Annotated in this window: 19 protein-coding genes and 1 tRNA gene; 5 read left to right on the top strand and 15 right to left on the bottom strand. The window is 64.7% G+C overall.

The window, feature by feature from the left end:
- Window positions 1-35: 35 nt before the first annotated feature.
- Window positions 36-791: a cell division protein ZapD gene (gene zapD / locus VEIS_RS18985; protein ID WP_011811617.1), complete on the top strand. Its 756-nt coding sequence runs from the start codon at window positions 36-38 to the stop codon at window positions 789-791.
- A gap of 20 nt (window positions 792-811) precedes the next feature.
- Complete coding sequence (locus VEIS_RS18990; protein ID WP_011811618.1) at window positions 812-1,033, top strand: DNA gyrase inhibitor YacG; 222 nt, start codon at window positions 812-814, stop codon at window positions 1,031-1,033.
- A gap of 33 nt (window positions 1,034-1,066) precedes the next feature.
- Here VEIS_RS18990 and VEIS_RS18995 read toward each other — a convergent pair whose 3' ends face one another.
- The 6 genes from VEIS_RS18995 to VEIS_RS19015 all read right to left on the bottom strand — a co-directional run bounded on the left by VEIS_RS18995 (window position 1,067) and on the right by VEIS_RS19015 (window position 7,811).
- The gene (locus VEIS_RS18995; RefSeq protein WP_011811619.1) at window positions 1,067-1,534 is read right to left on the bottom strand and encodes an NUDIX domain-containing protein; all 468 of its coding nucleotides are present in this window, start codon (window positions 1,532-1,534) and stop codon (window positions 1,067-1,069) included.
- The gene (locus VEIS_RS19000; protein ID WP_041950196.1) at window positions 1,512-2,384 is read right to left on the bottom strand and encodes an ATP-binding protein; all 873 of its coding nucleotides are present in this window, start codon (window positions 2,382-2,384) and stop codon (window positions 1,512-1,514) included. Before VEIS_RS19000 ends, VEIS_RS18995 begins: the two co-directional genes overlap by 23 nt.
- A gap of 72 nt (window positions 2,385-2,456) precedes the next feature.
- Complete coding sequence (gene argJ, locus VEIS_RS19005) at window positions 2,457-3,707, bottom strand: bifunctional glutamate N-acetyltransferase/amino-acid acetyltransferase ArgJ (RefSeq protein ID WP_041950197.1); 1,251 nt, start codon at window positions 3,705-3,707, stop codon at window positions 2,457-2,459.
- A 14-nt stretch (window positions 3,708-3,721) separates the two neighbouring features.
- Window positions 3,722-3,925, bottom strand: a complete 204-nt coding sequence (locus VEIS_RS30765) for a hypothetical protein (RefSeq protein ID WP_321161058.1) — start codon at window positions 3,923-3,925, stop codon at window positions 3,722-3,724.
- 14 nt (window positions 3,926-3,939) lie between these two features.
- The gene (gene secA, locus VEIS_RS19010) at window positions 3,940-6,693 is read right to left on the bottom strand and encodes a preprotein translocase subunit SecA (RefSeq protein WP_011811622.1); all 2,754 of its coding nucleotides are present in this window, start codon (window positions 6,691-6,693) and stop codon (window positions 3,940-3,942) included.
- A gap of 158 nt (window positions 6,694-6,851) precedes the next feature.
- Window positions 6,852-7,811, bottom strand: coding sequence for a M23 family metallopeptidase (locus VEIS_RS19015; protein WP_011811623.1), 960 nt, complete (start codon window positions 7,809-7,811; stop codon window positions 6,852-6,854).
- 31 nt (window positions 7,812-7,842) lie between these two features.
- Here VEIS_RS19015 and VEIS_RS19020 point away from each other — a divergent pair, with 31 nt between their 5' ends.
- Window positions 7,843-8,142: a hypothetical protein gene (locus VEIS_RS19020; protein ID WP_011811624.1), complete on the top strand. Its 300-nt coding sequence runs from the start codon at window positions 7,843-7,845 to the stop codon at window positions 8,140-8,142.
- Window positions 8,143-8,264: 122 nt separating this feature from the next.
- Here the strand turns inward: VEIS_RS19020 and VEIS_RS19025 are convergent.
- The 9 genes from VEIS_RS19025 to VEIS_RS19065 form a co-directional block, all read right to left on the bottom strand.
- Window positions 8,265-8,340 (bottom strand) — tRNA-Thr (locus tag VEIS_RS19025).
- Window positions 8,341-8,390: 50 nt separating this feature from the next.
- Window positions 8,391-8,921 (bottom strand): ClpXP protease specificity-enhancing factor, encoded by a 531-nt coding sequence (locus tag VEIS_RS19030; protein ID WP_011811625.1) that lies wholly within the window; start codon window positions 8,919-8,921, stop codon window positions 8,391-8,393.
- Window positions 8,922-8,965: 44 nt separating this feature from the next.
- Complete coding sequence (locus VEIS_RS19035) at window positions 8,966-9,577, bottom strand: glutathione S-transferase N-terminal domain-containing protein (RefSeq protein ID WP_011811626.1); 612 nt, start codon at window positions 9,575-9,577, stop codon at window positions 8,966-8,968.
- A gap of 376 nt (window positions 9,578-9,953) precedes the next feature.
- On the bottom strand, window positions 9,954-10,715 hold the full coding sequence (locus VEIS_RS19040) for a cytochrome c1 (protein WP_011811627.1): 762 nt from the start codon (window positions 10,713-10,715) through the stop codon (window positions 9,954-9,956).
- A gap of 16 nt (window positions 10,716-10,731) precedes the next feature.
- The gene (locus VEIS_RS19045; RefSeq protein ID WP_011811628.1) at window positions 10,732-12,144 is read right to left on the bottom strand and encodes a cytochrome b; all 1,413 of its coding nucleotides are present in this window, start codon (window positions 12,142-12,144) and stop codon (window positions 10,732-10,734) included.
- Between the two features lie 15 nt (window positions 12,145-12,159).
- Entirely contained in the window at window positions 12,160-12,759 is a 600-nt protein-coding gene (gene petA / locus VEIS_RS19050) for a ubiquinol-cytochrome c reductase iron-sulfur subunit (protein ID WP_011811629.1), read from the bottom strand.
- A 120-nt stretch (window positions 12,760-12,879) separates the two neighbouring features.
- Window positions 12,880-13,917 (bottom strand): 4-hydroxythreonine-4-phosphate dehydrogenase PdxA, encoded by a 1,038-nt coding sequence (pdxA, locus tag VEIS_RS19055; protein ID WP_011811630.1) that lies wholly within the window; start codon window positions 13,915-13,917, stop codon window positions 12,880-12,882.
- A 133-nt stretch (window positions 13,918-14,050) separates the two neighbouring features.
- Entirely contained in the window at window positions 14,051-14,497 is a 447-nt protein-coding gene (locus VEIS_RS19060) for a TM2 domain-containing protein (protein WP_041951052.1), read from the bottom strand.
- Window positions 14,498-14,508: 11 nt separating this feature from the next.
- On the bottom strand, window positions 14,509-15,054 hold the full coding sequence (locus VEIS_RS19065) for a GNAT family N-acetyltransferase (protein WP_011811632.1): 546 nt from the start codon (window positions 15,052-15,054) through the stop codon (window positions 14,509-14,511).
- A 175-nt stretch (window positions 15,055-15,229) separates the two neighbouring features.
- Here VEIS_RS19065 and rpsP point away from each other — a divergent pair, with 175 nt between their 5' ends.
- Together rpsP and rimM are read left to right on the top strand one after the other, a co-directional pair.
- The gene (gene rpsP, locus VEIS_RS19070; protein WP_011811633.1) at window positions 15,230-15,481 is read left to right on the top strand and encodes a 30S ribosomal protein S16; all 252 of its coding nucleotides are present in this window, start codon (window positions 15,230-15,232) and stop codon (window positions 15,479-15,481) included.
- Window positions 15,482-15,559: 78 nt separating this feature from the next.
- Window positions 15,560-16,129 carry a ribosome maturation factor RimM gene (gene rimM / locus VEIS_RS19075; protein WP_041951053.1) on the top strand — a complete coding sequence of 190 codons (570 nt, stop codon included), beginning with the start codon at window positions 15,560-15,562 and terminating at the stop codon, window positions 16,127-16,129.
- Window positions 16,130-16,135 lie beyond the last annotated feature (6 nt).

Below are 16,135 nucleotides of genomic sequence, written 5' to 3' on the forward strand. Positions count from 1 at the left end.
CGTAGCCGGTTGGTACTTTCAACTTCCCCAGCAGCGTGATCCTTTACGAATATCCTTTCAACGAGCGTCTGAGAACTTATTTGCGGCTCGAGCAGTTGTTGCGCCGCTTGGGGGAACTGGTTTTCCGCGCCTATGCGCTCGACCACCATTTCGCGCTGCTGACGATCTTCGAGATCATGGATGTGGCTGCCCGGGCGGACCTGAAGTCGGACCTTTTCAAGGATATCGAAAAGCACCGGCAACAGCTCGACAGCTACCGTGGCAACCCTGCGGTCTCGGAGGCTGCACTCGATGCCGTGCTGGCCCAGCTCGACCAGTGCTTTGCCGCGCTCAAGGCCCAGACCGGCAAATCAGGCCATGCGCTCACCGAGAACGACTGGCTGATGGGCATTCGCAGCCGTATCGGTATCCCGGGCGGCACCTGCAGCTTCGATCTGCCGGCCTACCATGCATGGCAGCACCAGCCAGCCGCGCAACGCCAGCAAGCGCTGGAGCAATGGGCCGGCACGCTGGCGCCGCTGGCCGAGTCGATCGGTTTGCTGCTCAAGCTGCTGCGCGATTCCGGCGTGCCACAGAAGGTCGCCGCCGAGCGGGGCCAGTTCCAGCAAAACCTGCCGCAGGGCCGCATGTTCCAACTGCTGCGTCTGCGCATCGATCCGGCCTTGGAATTGATCCCGGAAATCAGCGGCAACCGCTTGATCGTCTCGGTGCGGCTGATGCGCTTGCACGACGATGGGCGCCTGCATGCCTGCGCCGAGGATGCGGCTTTTGAACTCACCCTGTGTGCCTGACTTGTGCAGGACGACGATCGATGACCCACTCCCGCAGCACCGATGCCCGAGAGCGCATCGTCCGCTGTCCCGGCTGCCGCGGTGACAGCGTGTACGGCCCCGGCAACGCTTACCGGCCCTTTTGCAGCCAACGCTGCAAACTGGCAGACCTGGGGGCCTGGGCCAGCGAGCAGTTCCGTATGCCGGCCCAAGACCCCCCGGACAACCCGCCGGACGATGCAGACCCTGGGCGGGCGCACTGAATCAGAACCAGTGCCGGCGGCGATCACCAGCCATCATTTTGGCGCGGCATCGGCAACGACCCGTTGCCCGCGCTCCCCGGCCAGCCATTGCAGCACCGGATAGGCGCCGGGCAGCACCGGGCCCACGGTCAGCGGCAGTTGCTGCCAGGCCATGGTCTGGCCCTCGCGCATCTCGAACGTCCCTGTCCAGGCCAGCACCTTGCACCAGTGCAGGCGCACCAGCGCGTGCGGGTAGTCGTGCTCGGTGACCTTGCAGACGCTGACCGGGCCTATGGTCACGCCGAGCTCTTCGATCAGTTCACGGCGCAGCGCTTGCGCTACCGTCTCGCCCGCCTCCAGCTTGCCGCCGGGAAACTCCCAATAACCCGCATAGGGCTTGCCCGGAGGACGGGTGGACAGGAGCATCGCACCATCGGCGCGCAGCAAGATGCCCACGGCCACTTCGGTGCGCCTGCGCCCGGATGGGCCCGCAGGGGTTTCAGCCGCCATGGCGTCCGGCATGGTCGCGCGCAAACTGATGGGCCACACGGCCGCTGCGTGAGCCGCGCTCGAGCGCCCACTGCAACGCCTCTTGGCGGGCGGCAGCAATGGCCGGCGCCGACAGGCCCAGCGCCGACAGCCACTGGGCGACGATGCTCAGATACTCGTCCTGGCTGAAGGGGTAGAAGCTCACCCACAGGCCAAAGCGTTCCGAGAGCGAGATCTTCTCCTCCACCGCTTCGCCGGGGTGCACCTCGCCGTCGGCGCCATGGGTGTGCGCCAGGTTTTCTGCCATGTACTCGGGCAGCAGATGGCGCCGGTTGCTGGTGGCATAGATCAGCACATTGGGCGTGGCCGCCGCCACCGAGCCGTCCAGCATCGACTTGAGCGCCTTGTAGCCCGGCTCGCCGTCGTCAAAACTCAGGTCGTCGCAAAAGATGATGAATTTCTCCGGCCGTTCAGCCACCACCTCAACGATGTCGGGCAGGTCCATCAGGTCGGCCTTGTCGACCTCGATCAGGCGCAGGCCCCGGGGCGCGTAGGCGTTCAGACAGGCTTTGATCAGCGAGGATTTGCCGGTGCCGCGCGCACCGGTCAGCAGCACATTGTTGGCCGGCCGGCCGGCGACGAACTGCTCGGTGTTGCGCTCGATTTTTTGCTTTTGCGCGTCGATTTCCTTGAGCGCAGACAGTTGCAGCGCCGCGACATGGCGCACCGGCTCCAAGGTGCCATGGCCGCTGCTGCGCTTGCGGTAACGCCAGGCCATGCCGGTGGACCAGTCCGGCGCGTCCAGGGGCTGCGGCAAGATGGATTCGATGCGGGCGATGAGTTGCTCGGCGCGCGCGATCAGATGTTCAAATTTCTGGTTCATTGGTGCAGGAGGGGCAGGTTCCGTCTTCATCGACAGCCATCAAAAGCATGGCTTGCGGTTTTCCGGGGGTGTTCAGGACCGGTAATCGGCATTGATGCGGACATACTCATGGCCGAGGTCGCAGGTCCAGATTTGGTCGAGCGCAGCGCCACGGCCGAGCAGCACGCGCACCGTGATGGCGCTTTGCTGCATCACGCGCTGGCCGTCCTCCTCGCGGTAGGCCGGGTGGCGCCCTCCTTGCGTGGCCACATGCACATCGTCCAGGTAGAGCTCGATACCGGCCGGGTCCAGGTCTTGGATGCCCGCATACCCCACGGCCGCCAGGATGCGGCCCAGGTTCGGGTCGCTGGCGTAGAACGCTGTCTTGACCAGCGGCGAATGGGCAATCGCATAGGCCACCTGGCGGCATTCGGCGCCGGTCTTGCCGCCCTCGACCCGCACGGTGATGAATTTGGTGGCCCCTTCGCCGTCGCGCACTATGGCCTGCGCCAACTGCTGCGCAACGGCCAGCATGGCGGCCTTGAGCGCCTGGCCTGCGGCGCTGTCCAGGGCGGTGATGGGCGCGTGCGCGGCCCGGTGCGTGGCCAGCAGCACCAAGGAGTCGTTGGTCGAGGTGTCGCCATCGATGCTGATGCGGTTGAATGAGGCCTCGGCCAGCTCGTGCAGCAGTGGCTGCAGCAGCGCAGGGTGCAGGCAGGCGTCGGTGGCGATGAAACCGAGCATGGTGGCCATATTCGGGCGGATCATGCCCGCGCCCTTGCTGATGCCGGTGATGCGCACCGTGGCCCCGGCGATCTGCAACTGCGCCGAGCAGGCTTTGGGCCGGGTGTCGGTGGTCATGATGGCTTCGGCGGCGCGCGCCCAGTGCCCCGGCTGCGTGTCGCCGTGGTCCGACTGCGCGTTGGCCAGGGCGGCGGGCAGGCCGGCGACGATGCGCTCCAGGGGCAGGGGCTCCATGATCACGCCGGTGGAAAACGGCAGGATCTGCTCGGGCGCCAGCGCCAGCATGTCTGCCAGCGCGCTGCAACTGGCCTTGGCCCGCGCCAGGCCATCGGCTCCGGTACCGGCGTTGGCATTGCCGGTGTTGATCAGCAGCGCGCGGATGGGCCGGCCGCTGGCCAGGTGGGCGCGGCTGATTTGCACCGGCGCGGCGCAAAAGCGGTTCTGGGTGAAGACGCCGGCCACGCTGGTGCCTTCGTCGAGCAGGAACAGGGTCAGGTCCTTGCGATCGGCTTTGCGGATTGCGGCCTCGGCAACACCGATGCGCAGGCCGGCAATCGGATACAGGCCGGCACTGGCGGGGGCAAGAAGATCAACGGGCATGGGGGCTTTCTGCGTCAATGGGGACATGGATCGGAGTCCGTGTCATCGGCGGCTTCTAGTGTCGCGTCACCGATCAGATGTCGTAGGCTGCGCGCAGCCATCGGAGCGCAGCGCAAGGCGCATCGCGCAGCCCATACCGAGCGTATTGGCAAGCGATGCAACGCCGCGATGCGCTTCGATGGCCAGCGCAGACCGACAGATGATCGGTGACGCGACACTAGGGGCGGGTCGATCAGGCCAGCTTGCCATGGCAGTGCTTGTACTTCTTGCCACTGCCGCAGGGGCATCGGTCGTTGCGGCCTACGCGCATACCCTGCGGCAAGGGTCGTTCGGCCATCTGGGCGGCCAGCGTGGCCTCGACCTGTCCGGTGTCGGTCGGGGCTGTGTAGGTCACGTTGGCAATGCTTTCGGCCCGGCTTTCCATGTCCTGCGCGGCCTGTTCGAGCTGCGTCGGCGACTGCACCTGCACCGTCATCAGGAGCTTGGTGACTTCGTTCTTGACCCGGTCGATGAGTTGCCGGAACAGCTCGAAGGCCTCGCGCTTGTATTCCTGCTTGGGCTGCTTTTGCGCATAGCCGCGCAGGTGTATGCCCTGGCGCAGGTAGTCGAGCGCGCTCAGATGGTCGCGCCACTGGGTGTCAAAGTTTTGCAGCAGCACCATGCGTTCGAACTGCGTGAAGTTCTCCCGGCCCACCTGCTCGACCTTGGCGTCGAATGCGGCTTTGGCCGCCTGCCGCACCCGGTCCAGAATCTCGTCATCGGTGATGGCGTTGGCTCCTTGCACCAGTTCCTGCAATGCCATGGTCAACTGCCATTCGCTGGCCAGCCGCTTTTCCAGCGTGGGCAGATCCCACTGCTCTTCCATCGATTCGGCGGGCACATACTGGCGCACCAGGTCGGTCATGCAGTCTTCGCGCATGGCGGCGATCAGATCCGACAGGTCGCTCGCGTCCAGAATCTCGTTGCGCTGCTGGTAAATCACCTTGCGCTGGTCATTGGCCACATCGTCGTATTCCAGCAATTGCTTGCGGATGTCGAAGTTGCGCGCCTCGACCTTGCGCTGGGCCGATTCGATGCTGCGGGTCACGATGCCGGCCTCTATGGCCTCGCCATCGGGCATTTTCAGCCGGTCCATGATGGCCTTGACGCGCTCGCCGGCAAAGATGCGCATCAGCGCGTCGTCCAGGCCCAGGTAAAAGCGCGAGGAGCCGGGGTCGCCCTGGCGGCCCGAGCGGCCCCGCAGTTGGTTGTCGATGCGGCGCGATTCATGGCGCTCGGTGGCAATGATGCGCAGCCCGCCCAGCGCCTTGACTTTCTCGTGCTCGATCTGCCACTGCGCACGCAAGGCGCTGATCCGGGCGGCGCGCTCGGCCTCTGACAGGGCCGTGTCGGCCTCGATGGCAGCCACATCCTTTTCGACATTGCCGCCCAGCACGATGTCGGTACCCCGGCCGGCCATGTTGGTGGCGATGGTGATCATGCCGGCACGACCGGCTTGCGCGACGATGTCCGCTTCGCGGGCATGCTGCTTGGCATTGAGCACCTGGTGCGGCAGGCCCTCCTGGCTGAGCAGCTGATCGATGATTTCGGAGTTCTCGATCGAGGTGGTGCCCACCAGCACGGGCTGGCCGCGCTCATGGCATGCGCGGATGTCCATGACCGCAGCGGCGTATTTTTCACGGGTGGTTTTGTAGACCAGATCGAGTTGGTCGTTGCGCCGGCTCGGGCGGTTGGGGGGGATGACCATGGTTTCCAGGCCGTAGATTTCCTGGAACTCGTAGGCCTCGGTGTCGGCCGTTCCGGTCATGCCGGCCAGTTTGTGGTACAGGCGGAAATAGTTCTGGAACGTGATCGAGGCCAGGGTCTGGTTTTCCGCCTGTATGGTCACGCCTTCCTTGGCTTCCACGGCCTGGTGCAGGCCCTCGCTCCAGCGGCGGCCCGACATCAGGCGGCCGGTGAATTCGTCGACGATCACGATCTCGTCGTTTTGCACCACATAGTGCTGATCCCGGTGGTACAGGTGCCTGGCCCGCAGCGCCGCGTACAGGTGGTGCATCAGCGCGATGTTGGCCGGGTCGTAGACCGATGCGCCTTCGGCGATCAGGCCGTGGCTGGCGAAGATGCGCTCGGCGGTCTCGTGGCCCTGCTCGGTCAGGAACACCTGGTGGCTCTTCTCGTCGAGTGTGAAATCGCCGAGCCGGGTCACGCCCTCGCCGGTGCGTAGATCGGCCTCGCCCTCCTGGCGCACCAACTGCGGCACCAACTGGTTCATCGTGACATACAGGGCCTGGTGGTCTTCGGCCTGGCCGCTGATGATCAGCGGCGTGCGCGCCTCGTCGATCAGGATGGAATCGACCTCATCGACGATGGCGTAGTTCAGGCCCTGCTGCACGCGGTCTTGCGCTTCGTAGACCATGTTGTCGCGCAGATAGTCGAAGCCGTATTCGTTGTTCGTGCCGTAGGTGATGTCGGCACGGTAAGCGGCCTGCTTTTCCGCGCGCGGCATATTCGGCAGGTTGATGCCCACCGTCAGGCCCAGGAAGTTGTACAGCCGCCCCATCCACTGCGCGTCGCGATGGGCCAGGTAGTCGTTCACGGTCACCACATGCACGCCCTTGCCCGACAGCGCGTTCAGGTACACCGGCAGCGTGGCGGTCAGGGTCTTGCCCTCGCCGGTGCGCATTTCGGCGATCTTGCCGAAATGCAAGGCCATGCCCCCGAGCAGTTGCACGTCGAAATGCCGCATCTTCATGATGCGCTTGGAGCCCTCGCGCACCAGCGCAAAGGCCGCCGGCAAAATGCTCTCCAAAGACTCGCCCCGGGCCACGCGCTCCTTGAACTCCTGCGTCTTGGCGCGCAATTGCTCGTGCGACATCTGCTCGTACTCGGGCTCCAGCGCATTGATGTGGACCACCGTCTTGCGGTACTGCTTGAGAAGCCGGTCATTGCGGCTGCCGAATATTTTGGTGAGAAAGTTGGTGGCCATGCGAGCAAGGCCGCCTGCCCCGCTGCAATCAGCGCGCCAGGCGACCGAAGTCCCTAAGAAAAATGGATTTCAAGTGGGTTCCCCGATCGTGATTGCAAGCGCAGCACAAGTGTCTTGTCATTGCGACTCGTCATTCCGGGCGGGGAGCAACCGCAATCTTACCTGCCCCGTGCCGCCGACCAAGCGTGCTCCAGTGGTGCAGCGGTGTCCGTGCCGCCAGCGCTCAGGAATTTCTGCGGATCCTGGAAAACCCCTTGCACCAGCACCTCAAAGTGCAGATGGGGCCCGGTGGAGCGTCCGGTGGTGCCCACTTCCGCAATCTTCTGCCCGCTGCGCACAATGTCGCCGCGCTTGACCAGTGTGCGTGATGCGTGCGCATAGCGGGTCAGCACCTGGTTGCCATGGTCGATCTCGACCATGTTGCCGTAGGCGGGATGAAATTCCTGCACCACCACCACACCGCCTGCGGCGGCCAGGATTGGCGTGCCGGTGTCCGCCTGGAAGTCCAGGCCGGAGTGCAGCGCCGACTGGCCGCTGATCGGGTCCAGGCGCCAGCCAAAGCCCGAACCCGCCGGCCGCCCCGCAACTGGCTCGTGGGTGGGGATCATCTTCTTGCGGATATGCTGGTCGAACAAACGCGATTCGAGCACCGTCATCAGATCCACACGCTGGTTCGTCAGGTGCTCCAGGTCGTCCAGCGTGGCCTGCAACTGCTCGATCGACAGATCGTGCGCGCCCACCAGCGCCCCGCCGCGCCCGGCGGCGGCTTTCGGGATATCTGCCGGTGCCATGCCGGCCAGACCCAGAACGCGCTCGCCCAGCGATTCCAGTTGCACCATCCGGGCCTGCATTTCCCCCACGCGCCGCGCCATGGCATCCAGATTGGCCCGCATGAAGCGATCGCGCTCGGCAAACTCGTCCTGGACCACCAGACGCACCAGCGAGCCGATGATCGGCCAGCCCGCGCGCGCGCCTTGCAAAAACACCCAGTGGTACAAGGTCGCGGCCACCAGCACCAGGCACAGCGACAGCGCCAAACCCGCCAACAGCAAGCGCGTGCCGGACAAATGAATGGCCCGGCTACGCGCCAGCCTGGCGTCCGTGATAATCAACTGCACTACGAATTCTCCACGCCCGAAAACGCCCACCATGCTGCGCCGCCACCATGCCATCACCTTGCAGCAGGCCAGCGAGGAATCCCCTGCGCTGGCCAGGCTCACCGCGCTGACACGCGAGTCCAGTGAGCGGCTCAAGGCCATTCAGACCCTGATTCCTGCGCCGCTGCGCCCGGCCGTCGCGGCCGGCCCCATCGATGGGAGCAACTGGTGCCTGCTGGTCAGGAGTAACGCCGCCGCCGCAAAGATACGCCAATTGCTGCCCGCTTTGCAGGCGCATCTGCGCAGCCGGGGCTGGGAGGTTAGCGCGATTCGGCTCAAAGTCCAAAACTGATTCCAAGCCTGAATCATCCGTGCACCTCGTCGGCGGCGCTGGCCGTACACCCGTACTGTCTGCGCTTCGCCTTCGCGAACGATTGGGGAATGGAATGAGGGCAAGCAAGGAAATGGTGCCGATGGTGCCGGTTGTCGGACTCGAACTGACGACCTACCGCTTACAAGGCGGGTGCTCTACCTGCTGAGCTAAACCGGCGCAGGCGGCATTCTATCGGGTAAATGCCGCCCGGAATTTGCCGGCGGGTGCTATTTGATCCGTTTGAGCACGGGGCGCGTGCCGCCCGGGGCGGGGGGAGGAGGCGGAGGGCGGGGGGTATCACCGCCATCATCGTCGCCAGCACCATTGCCGCCCTCGGTGACGACCAATTGGACCACGCGGCCCGCCGGCGCGGCCGGGTCGGCCGCAGGCGTCGCCGTCAGCGCCACGGCGACAGAGCCAGCGGAGGGCATGTCCGACGGCGGGGGCGGGAACGCCATGCCCTGGCCATTTTCCCGCGCGTAAACGGCAACCACCCGTCCTACCGGCACCAGGATCTGGCGCGACTTGCCGCCGAACCGGGCCCTGAACTCGATGAACTCATTGCCCAGTTGCAGCGAGTTGGTGGCTTCATGGCTGATGTTGAGGACGATCTCTCCGTCCTTGACGTATTCCTGCGGCACCTGCACGGAACCGTCGACACGCACGGCCACATACGGCGTCAGGCCATTGTCTATGCACCATTCGTGCATCGCACGAATCAGGTAGGGGCGCGTGGATATGGGTTCCTGTGCGGTCATGGCTGTGGGGCGCAACGGCGATGGATGGAGGAAAGAAACACGGCTTACTTGCGCATGACCTTTTCGGAAGGAGTCAGCGCCTCGATGTAGGCCGGCCGCGAGAAGATGCGTTCGGCGTACTTGAGCAGCGGGGCCGCATTCTTGCTCAGGTCGATGCCGTAGTAGTCCAGGCGCCACAGCAGCGGGGCAATGGCCACATCGAGCATGGAGAAGTTGTCTCCGAGCATGTATTTGTTCTTCAGGAACACCGGCGCCAGTTGCGTGAGGCGGTCGCGGATATGCGCGCGCGCCTTTTCCAGCGCCTTTTCGTTGCCCTTGGTGGCGCGCGATTCCAGGACATTCACATGCACGAACAGCTCTTTCTCGAAGTTCAGCAGGAACAGGCGCACGCGGGCCCGGTCCACCGGGTCACCCGGCATCAGCTGCGGATGGGGAAAGCGCTCGTCGATGTACTCATTGATGATGTTCGACTCGTACAGGATCAGGTCGCGCTCGACCAGGATCGGCACCTGGCCATAGGGGTTCATCACGCTGATGTCTTCCGGCTTGTTGTACAGGTCTACATCGCGGATTTCAAAGTCCATGCCCTTTTCAAACAACACGAAACGGCAGCGGTGGGAGAAGGGGCAGGTCGTACCCGAATAAAGCACCATCATGGCGGGAGGCTCCTAAAAATCAAAACAGCAGTGCGCCCGATGAGCCCACTGTGCAAGCGTGTTTTTCTGTGCGCAGTCAAGGAGCTCGGCGGCTTTCCCTTCCACTGGTTCATCCAACGATATCTGTGCACCCTTGGCCAAAGGATGCGCTGCCGGTTCTGCCGGCTTGCATTCATGCCGGCAACGGCTCCGTTTCCTTGTCGGGAAGCGCCAGGTATTGCGGGCAGGCGGAAAATTGCCCCCACTGATCCCCGGTGTGCAGAAGCTCGCAGGGCGCCCATGAAACCCGGGGCAGGCAGGCAAGCCCCATCGTGGTTCTTGGCAGGGGGTAGCACCAAGCCTTGGCACCTCTTGCGCAATGCTACGGCGCCGGCGTTTACTTCACGTCCTTCCAGTAGGCCGCGTGCAGCCGCCAGGTGATGAACGTGCACAGGAGCAGAAAAAGGATCACCCAGACGCCCACGCGCTTGCGCGTGTTCTGCGCGGGCTCGCCCATCCATTGCAGGTAGTTCACCAGATCCCCGACGTTTTGATCGAACTGCAGCGGCGTCATGCTGCCGGGCGTGATTTGCTGCCAGCCCTTGAATACCTCGGTGCTGTGGCCGTGGCTTTGCTGCGCCTCGAACACCGGTCGCCGGTCGCCCTGGAGTTGCCACAGCACATGGGGCATGCCCACGCTCGGGAAAGCCAGGTTGTTCCAGCCAGTGGCCTTGGTTTCATCACGGTAGAAGCTGCGCAGGAAGGTGTACAGGTAGTCGGCACCCGTGCCGCCATGGCCTGCGCGCGAGCGTGCGATCACGGTCAGATCGGGCGGGTTGGCGCCGAACCATTCCTTGGCCTGCTTGGGGTCGATCGCGGCCTTCATGGTCTCACCGATCTTGTCGGTCGTGAACAGCAGGTTGTCCTTGATCTGCTGCTCGGTCAGGCCGATGTCGCGCAGCCGGTTGAAGCGCATGTAGGCGGCAGAGTGACAGCTCAGGCAGTAGTTGACGAACAGTTTGGCGCCGTTTTGCAGCGACGCCAAGTCGTTGGTCTTGCCTGGCGCCTTGTCCCAGGCGATGGCTTCATCACCTGCGGCATGGGCCGCGCCGGCAAGCAGGCCCAGGGCGGCGATCAGCGTGAGGATGGGTCTCTTCATGGGCTTGTCTCCAGGCTCAGTGCGCCACATAGGTCACGCGGTCGGGCACGGGCTTGACTTCACCGATGCGGCTCCACCAAGGCATCAGCAGGAAGAAGCCGAAGTAAAACAGCGTGCCCAACTGCGACACCCGCTCACCGATTGGCGATGGCGGCTGCACGCCCAGATAGCCCAGGACCAGGAAGTCGATCACGAACAGGCCGTACAGGTACTTGTGCCAGCCAGGGCGGTAGCGGATCGACTTCACCGGGCTGTAGTCGAGCCATGGCAGGAAGAACAGGATGATCACGGAGCCGCCCATCACCACCACCCCCCAGAACTTGGCATCCAGCGACAGCATCAGCGCCACGGTCACGGCGGCGGCGGCAACGATGCCGGCCTTGATGAAACGGGGCAGGCAGGCCCTGAGCGCAGCCAGGCCGGCGCCGGCCAGAACGCAGGCGATCAGGGCGTACATCATCTCGCTGGTGATGGCGCGCAGCATCGAATAAAACGGCGTGAAGTACCAGACCGGCGCAATATGTGCCGGGGTCTGGAGCGGATCGGCCGGGATGAAGTTGTTGTATTCCAGGAAATAGCCCCCGAATTCGGGGGCAAGGAACACCACCGCAGCGAAGGCCATCAGAAACACGCTCGCCCCGAAGATGTCATGCACTGTGTAGTAGGGGTGGAAAGGCACGCCATCGAGGGGATGGCCGTTGGCATCCTTGGGCGCCTTCGGGCCCTTGATTTCCACGCCGTCGGGGTTGTTCGAGCCGACATCGTGCAGCGCCAGTATGTGCGCGGCCACCAGGCCCAGCAGCACCAGCGGCACGGCGATCACATGGAAGCTGAAGAAGCGGTTCAGCGTGGCATCGCCGACCACATAGTCGCCACGGATCAGCAGCGCCAGATCAGGGCCGATGAAGGGGATGGCGGCGAACAGGTTGACGATCACCTGCGCGCCCCAGTACGACATCTGGCCCCATGGCAGCAGGTAGCCCATGAAGGCTTCGGCCATCAGGCACAGGAAGATGGCGCAACCGAAGATCCAGATCAGCTCACGCGGCTTGCGGTAGCTGCCGTAGATCAGGCCACGGAACATGTGCAGATAGACCACCACGAAAAAGGCCGAGGCCCCGGTCGAGTGCAGGTAGCGGATCAGCCAGCCCGAGGGCACATCGCGCATGATGTACTCGACCGAGGCGAACGCCAGGCTGGCGTCGGGCTTGTAGTGCATGACCAGGAAGATGCCGGTCACGATCTGTATCACCAGCACCAGCAGCGCCAGCGAGCCGAAGATGTACCAGAAGTTGAAGTTCTTCGGAGCGTAGTACTCCGACATATGCACTTTGTAGAAATCGAATGCAGACGGGAAGCGGTTTTCGAACCAGTTCGTGACCTTGGCACTGGTCGATGCGTTGGGCGAGATTTCCTTGAATTGGGCCATGGTCGTCTGGCTCCTTCAAGCCGGCTTGTCTTCACCGATCAGCAAGCGCGTATCGGAAAGGTACATGTGGGGGGGCACTTCCAGGTTGTCGGGTGCGGGCTTGTTCTTGAACACGCGGCCGGCCATGTCGAACGTGGAGCCATGGCAGGGGCACAGGAAGCCGCCCTGCCAGTCGTCCGGCAGCGAGGGCTGGGCGCCGGGCTGGAACTTGTCCGAAGGCGAGCACCCCAGGTGCGAGCAGATGCCGATACCGACGAAAATCTCGGGCTTGATGGAGCGCGCTTCGTTGCGGGCATACGCGGGGGTCAGCTCGTCCGGCTTGCGCCTGGATTGGGGATCGGCCAACTGGTCATCGAGCTTGGGCAGTTCGGCCAACTGCGCGGGTGTGCGCCTGACGATCCAGACCGGCTTGCCGCGCCACTCCACCGTGACCTTTTCCCCGGGGTTCAGGGCCGAGATGTCCACCTCCACCGCAGCACCGGCGGCTTTGGCGCGCTCGGAAGGCTGGAAACTGCTGACGAAAGGAACGGCGGTCGCCGCGCTGCCCACCGCGCCCGCACAGCCGGACGCGATCAGCCATGTTCTTTTGCTGGCGTCGATGGGAGAGTCACTCATGGGGGTCCTCGAAGAACATCTCGAAATGGGGTCAGCCGGCGATTGTAGCGCAGCGGAAAGGGGTATTTTCAAACTGCGCGACAGCGCCGCAGCCCTTGCCCACTGGGCCGCACAGGTGTTTCATGCCCCTGCGCCACACAGCGTGCGCGCCATGCGCACCGCCTCGATCAGGCTGGCGGCATCGGCCACCCCCTGCCCGGCAATGTCGAAGGCCGTGCCGTGGTCGGGGCTGGTGCGCACCAGGGGCAGGCCCAGCGTCACGTTCACCCCCCTGTCGAGTCCCAGGTATTTGATCGGGATCAGCCCCTGGTCGTGGTACATCGCGATCACCACGTCGAACTCGCCGCCCTGCGGCGGCCTGCTGCGCGCGCGCATGAACACCGTATCGGGCGCAAACGGGCCGTGCACCTGCATGCCCTGCGCGCGCGCAGCGGCGATGGCCGGGGCGATCACCTCCAGTTCCTCGCGGCCGAACAGCCCGCCTTCGCCCGCATGGGGGTTCAGGCCCGCCACCGCGATGCGCGGCGCATGCCCGAGGCTGCGCGTGAGCGCGGCATGCGTGATCTGCAGCGTCTGCAACAGTTGCCCGAACGTGAGCGCAGCAATCGCCGCGCGCAGCGATACATGGATGCTGACCAACACGGTGCGCAGTTCGGCATTCGCCAGCATCATGCGCACCGGCATTCGTTCCAACGCCAGGCCCTGGTACGCGGCGGCTTCGGCCTGCAGCAGTTCGGTATGCCCGGCAAAGCCCACACCCGCCGCCGCCAAGGCCGCCTTGTGCAAGGGCGCCGTGACGATGGCCGCCACCTCGCCCCGGAGCGCCGCGCGCGCCGCCCAGACCACGCTGTCGGCCGCAGCACGCCCTGCCGCCGCACTGACCTGCCCCCAGGGCTGCGGGCCCGGGATGCCGGGCAACTGCAACACCGGCACGCAGCGGGGCGGCATCTTCAGCGCCTGGGCCGGCGCGCTGATCTGCGCCACCGGAACCCCCGGCATGCCGGGGCGCACGAGCGCCTGCGCGGCGCGCCGCAGGCTCGCCACATCGCCGACCACGAAGCAGCCATGCAGTTCGGCCGCTGCGTCGCGAAAGGCCTTGGCCACGATCTCCGGGCCTATGCCGGCGCTGTCTCCCTGGGTGATGGCGATGGTCTGCATGCACTGATCTGAGCTGAATGAATCGAGAAAACCTGTGGCGCTTTGTTTCATTGCCCATGGTGCTATCGATCGATGAATCAATGGGCATCCGGGAACCATTCATGCGCTGGCCAGGCCCTGCGCCTGACGACTTTTACTGCGAGATCTTGCGCGCTTCTTCGATCTGGTACTCGAAATACCTTTGCACGCTGAACGCGATGCTGGCCATCAACACGCTGGCGCCGACCAGCAGCGACACCACGCTGGCGCCTATGGTGCCCCACCCGGTTCTGCCGGGGGCGGCATCGGGGGCGGCCTGGGGGTTGAAGCGGGCGTTCCATGCCTGGGGCGACATCAGTGCGTACAAGATGGCGCGCAACGCGCAGCCCGCGACCGTAAAGCCCAACAGCGGTATCAGCACCCAGCTATAGGGGTCGTCCAGACCGAACTGCTGCACCCGCTCGATGCCGTAGAGGCCCAGAGCCGTGGGGATGGGCAGCAACCAGCCGGGCATGTCGGCCAGGCCATGCAGGTAAAAGCGGTGCAGACCCACGGGTCCGCCGGCAAAGGCGAGCCAGGCGGCCAGGGTTTTGTTTTTCATGGGTGGTTCGATCATCCAGGCGCTGCGCCATCGCCTTCCGGCGCGGTGCTGTCACCGGCGCCCAGGGGTTTTTCCATCAGCACGATGTCGCGCCAGGCGCCAAACTTCCAGCCCACGGAGCGCATGGTGCCGACATCGGTAAAGCCCAGCGCCCGGTGCAGGCCGATCGAGCCTGCGTTCGCCGAGTCGCCGATGACGGCCAGCAGCTTGCGCACGCCTGCGGCCTGAGCCTGCGCCACCAGTTCTGCCAGCAGTTGGCGGCCCAGCCCCCGGCCACGGGCGCTGTCGGCCACATACACCGAGTCCTCGGCCGAGAAACGGTAGGCCGGGCGCGGCTTGAACCAGTTGGCATAGGCAAAGCCCAGGATCTGGCCGTCTTCCTGCGCCACCAGCCAGGGCAGGCCACGCGCCAGCACGTCGGCGCGACGGGCGGCCATCTCGGTCGCGCAAGGAGGATCCAACTCGAACGTGCCCGTGCCGTGGAGCACATGGTGCCGGTAAATGGCCGTCACTGCGGGGATGTCGTCGTCGGCGCCGGGGCGGATGATGGTGGTCATATTCAGGCAAAGAGATATACTGGCGGGCTTTGCAGCGTGTCGCTGGCCGGATGGCCGGGTCGTGCGTCCCGCAGCGTTGCAAAATTGGTTGTGTGGTCAGTATGGTCAGTGGTTACGAACACCGTGAACCCCCGGCAAGCATTGCCGGCGTTCAGCACCCGAAGGATAAAGCATCATGGTCGTCATTCGACTCTCCCGTGGCGGCGCCAAAGGCCGGCCTTTTTTCAACATCGTCGTTGCCGACAAGCGCGTGCGCCGTGATGGCCGCTTCATCGAGCGCCTCGGGTTTTACAACCCCACCGCCAAGGAAAACGAAGAAGGTCTGCGCATCATGCAAGACCGTTTGACGTACTGGAAGAGCGTCGGCGCCCAGTCTTCGCCCACGGTCGAGCGCTTGGTCAAACAAGCCGCCAAGCAAATGGCCTGACCGGGCGGCACTTCCCGAAAAGGGCGGGTTCCCCGGGCTTGCCCGGCGGGGCCGGCTCTTTTTTTCATCATGCACACCATGGCCACTGCGCTGACGCTGGAGCCGACAGCCCTGCCGTCCGATGCGATCGAGGTCGGGCGCATTGCCGATGCCTGGGGGCTGCAGGGCTGGTTCAAGGTGCAGCCCTACAGCGCCGACCCCGAGGCATTGTTTTCCTGCAAGCGCTGGTATTTGCAGCCTGCAGCGCGTGGCGCCAAAGCCTTTGGCGGCACGGTGCTGCTGCCCATCCGCCAGGCCAAGGACCATGGCGGCATGGTGCTGGCCTGGGCGCAGGACATCGATGACCGCAACACCGCCGAGGCCCTGCGCGGCGCGCGCATCTTCGTGCCGCGGTCGAGCTTTCCATCGCCCCCGCCGGGCGAGTATTACTGGGTCGACCTGATCGGCCTTCAGGTCATCAACCGCCAGGGCCTGGCGTTGGGCCAGGTGCGCGAACTGCGCGCCACCGGCGCGCAGACCTTGCTGGTGCTGGCCCACGAGCAAGACGGCAAGGCCGGCAAGCGCATGATTCCTTTCGTCCCGGCCTTCGTGGACCAGGTGGAACTGCCGCAAAAGCGCATCATCGTCGACTGGCAGCCCGACTATTGATCGAAG

The sequence above is a fragment of the Verminephrobacter eiseniae EF01-2 genome (assembly GCF_000015565.1).
Taxonomy (GTDB): domain Bacteria; phylum Pseudomonadota; class Gammaproteobacteria; order Burkholderiales; family Burkholderiaceae_C; genus Acidovorax; species Acidovorax eiseniae.

Excerpts from the sequence above, each read along its gene's own strand:
- VEIS_RS18990 (WP_011811618.1), top strand. The coding sequence starts at position 812 with ATGACCCACTCCCGCAGCACCGATGCCCGAGAGCGCATCGTCCGCTGT.
- VEIS_RS18995 (WP_011811619.1), bottom strand. The coding sequence starts at position 1,534 with ATGCCGGACGCCATGGCGGCTGAAACCCCTGCGGGCCCATCCGGGCGC.
- VEIS_RS19000 (WP_041950196.1), bottom strand. The coding sequence starts at position 2,384 with ATGAACCAGAAATTTGAACATCTGATCGCGCGCGCCGAGCAACTCATC.
- argJ (WP_041950197.1), bottom strand. The coding sequence starts at position 3,707 with ATGCCCGTTGATCTTCTTGCCCCCGCCAGTGCCGGCCTGTATCCGATT.
- secA (WP_011811622.1), bottom strand. The coding sequence starts at position 6,693 with ATGGCCACCAACTTTCTCACCAAAATATTCGGCAGCCGCAATGACCGG.
- VEIS_RS19020 (WP_011811624.1), top strand. The coding sequence starts at position 7,843 with ATGCTGCGCCGCCACCATGCCATCACCTTGCAGCAGGCCAGCGAGGAA.
- VEIS_RS19030 (WP_011811625.1), bottom strand. The coding sequence starts at position 8,921 with ATGACCGCACAGGAACCCATATCCACGCGCCCCTACCTGATTCGTGCG.
- VEIS_RS19035 (WP_011811626.1), bottom strand. The coding sequence starts at position 9,577 with ATGATGGTGCTTTATTCGGGTACGACCTGCCCCTTCTCCCACCGCTGC.
- VEIS_RS19040 (WP_011811627.1), bottom strand. The coding sequence starts at position 10,715 with ATGAAGAGACCCATCCTCACGCTGATCGCCGCCCTGGGCCTGCTTGCC.
- VEIS_RS19045 (WP_011811628.1), bottom strand. The coding sequence starts at position 12,144 with ATGGCCCAATTCAAGGAAATCTCGCCCAACGCATCGACCAGTGCCAAG.
- petA (WP_011811629.1), bottom strand. The coding sequence starts at position 12,759 with ATGAGTGACTCTCCCATCGACGCCAGCAAAAGAACATGGCTGATCGCG.
- pdxA (WP_011811630.1), bottom strand. The coding sequence starts at position 13,917 with ATGCAGACCATCGCCATCACCCAGGGAGACAGCGCCGGCATAGGCCCG.
- VEIS_RS19060 (WP_041951052.1), bottom strand. The coding sequence starts at position 14,497 with ATGAAAAACAAAACCCTGGCCGCCTGGCTCGCCTTTGCCGGCGGACCC.
- VEIS_RS19065 (WP_011811632.1), bottom strand. The coding sequence starts at position 15,054 with ATGACCACCATCATCCGCCCCGGCGCCGACGACGACATCCCCGCAGTG.
- rpsP (WP_011811633.1), top strand. The coding sequence starts at position 15,230 with ATGGTCGTCATTCGACTCTCCCGTGGCGGCGCCAAAGGCCGGCCTTTT.
- rimM (WP_041951053.1), top strand. The coding sequence starts at position 15,560 with ATGGCCACTGCGCTGACGCTGGAGCCGACAGCCCTGCCGTCCGATGCG.